Annotated in this window: 1 protein-coding gene; it reads left to right on the top strand. The window is 75.8% G+C overall.

What is annotated here, in order from left to right; genetic code table 11:
• Positions 1–279: 279 nt before the first annotated feature.
• The coding region (locus tag H5J30_RS33560) for a sensor histidine kinase (protein WP_181791530.1) at positions 280–1,354 on the top strand (1,075 nt) is incomplete at its 3' end.

Below are 1,354 nucleotides of genomic sequence, written 5' to 3'. Positions count from 1 at the left end.
GTACCGCCGCCGGCTGCGGGATCCGTACGCGCCGGTTTCCGTCAGCTCCGTGAAGGGGCATGGTGGGCTCCCGTCTGCCGTCCGCGAGTCGGCCGTTCCCCGGCCGGCTCCCATCGGGCTCCACGATCCGCCCCGGGACCGCCGCCCGTCATCGTCCCGCGAGCGGCTCCCGCGCTGCGGCCGGGGGCGTACGGGCCCGTGGCCTGCAACCTGGGCAGCAGCGCCCGCTGCGCCTCCCGGAGGACGCCTGACCGGCGCCGATTGGTTACGGTGCAGGACATGACGGCGGCAGCGCAGACGGAAGCGAACAGCGAGCACACGGTGTTCCGCTACCTCGCGACCGCGATCGAGGACAGGCGGGAGCCGGCGCGCGGTGCCCGCGCGTACGCCAGGGACGCGGGCTTCGCCGCCGGCGTGGCGCTGGGCTGCGCGGGCACGATGCTGCTGGCGCCGGACGGGCGCACCGGCCTCGACGCGCTCGCCTGGGTGCTCGGCCTGGTGGGCAGCGCGGCGCTGCTCGCCCGGCACCGCTTTCCGCGCGCGGTACTGCTGGTCGCGGTGGTGGCCATGCTCGCGTACCAGCTCCGCGGCTATCCCGACGGCAGCCCGGTGCTGCCGGTGCTGGTCGCCGTCTACCGCTGCATCCGCGCCGGGCACCGCGCGTTCTTCGCGGCCACCGCCCTCGCCTCCCTCGCGGTCAGCCTCGGCTCGCTGCCCCTGCTCCCGCTCGGTGACGACGCCCTGCGCGCGGCGCTGGAGAAGCGGTTCCTGTCGTTCGGCTGGGTGGTGGCGTGCGCGATGGCAGCCGCGATGCGCATCCAGCACGAGGCGATGCTCGCGCAGGCCGAGGAGCGGGCCGCGGAGAACGCCCAGCGCAGCGCCGACGAGGAGCGGCTGCGTATCGCCCGCGAGCTGCACGACACCCTCACGCACAGCATTTCCGTGATCAAGGTGCAGGCCGGGGTCGCCGTGCACCTGTCGAAGAAGCGCGGCGAGGAGCCGCCGCCCGCGCTCATGGCCATCCAGGAAGCCAGCGGCGACGCCGCGCGCGAGCTGCGCTCCACGCTGCACGTGCTGCGCAACGCGGACGGCGGCGCCGAGAGCGTCGGGCTGGAGCGGCTGCCGGAGCTGGTGGAGCGGGCCAGGGGCTCGGGGGTGCCTGCGGAGGTGGCGGTGGCGGGCGAGCGGCCGGAGCTGCCCGCGGAGGTGGACCGGGCGGCGTACCGGATCGTGCAGGAGTCGCTGACGAACGTCGCGCGGCACGCGGGGCCCGCGGCGTCGGTGGGCATACGCGTGTCGTACGCGCCGGACAAGGTCGTCGTCCAGGTCGACGACGACGGCGCCGCCGACCCCG

This window comes from Streptomyces phytophilus (assembly GCF_013870535.1).
Taxonomy (GTDB): Bacteria; Actinomycetota; Actinomycetes; order Streptomycetales; family Streptomycetaceae; genus Streptomyces; species Streptomyces phytophilus.
Note: the sequence above shows the minus strand (reverse complement) of the source record. Positions and strands in the feature narration are given on the sequence as shown.